The sequence below is a fragment of the Limnospira sp. genome (assembly GCF_051859755.1).
In the GTDB taxonomy this organism is placed as follows: domain Bacteria; phylum Cyanobacteriota; class Cyanobacteriia; order Cyanobacteriales; family Microcoleaceae; genus Limnospira; species Limnospira fusiformis.
Genome location: NZ_JBIMLI010000423.1, coordinates 1 through 520 on the forward strand (window position 1 = coordinate 1; position 520 = coordinate 520).

2 pseudogenes are annotated in these 520 nt (G+C 44.2%); both read left to right on the forward strand.

Annotation, left to right across the window (positions count from 1 at the left end):
• Positions 1-100, forward strand: a pseudogene (locus ACTIE0_RS24985) (IS1 family transposase); the annotation flags it as partial.
• Between the two features lie 80 nt (positions 101-180).
• Positions 181-444, forward strand: a pseudogene (locus tag ACTIE0_RS24990) (IS4 family transposase); the annotation flags it as partial.
• Between the last annotated feature and the right edge of the window lie 76 nt (positions 445-520).

Consider the following 520-nt stretch of genomic DNA (forward strand, 5'->3'; position numbering starts at 1 on the left):
AAAACAGAGTTACCTGTGCCGTGAATGTGGTCGCCAATTTCGAGAAAATCCCTGTCCTGGAGGTTACAGTTCTGATGCTGAGAGGGTGACAACGGAGGTCAAACCCAGACAGGGCAATTGTTTGAGATAATGGAGATATCGTCAAAAAGCGGGTGGCCTTGGGAGCCACCCTGACAAAAAATGCTAAGGACATTATACCAAAAACTATTACGAATCAATTTGAGCGAGAGTCAAGCACAGACGTTAGAACTCTTAGTGTTGATGCTTCAAAGTTATCGGCAAGTCAGATTATCAACCCTCGCCAACGTTTTTCCACAACCCATTCAATACAGTAGTCGCCTCCGAAATATCCAACGATTTCTGAAACTCCCCCAACTTTCGGCTAAGTTGCTGTGGTTCCCAATAATCAAGGCCGCTCTCAAATCTGAATTTAGAGAAAAACATTTATAGCATTAGTCAAGGTGGTTAGGACGCAGCTTTGAGAACGGAATCCATGGCATCATGGAGAGAATCAAACTGC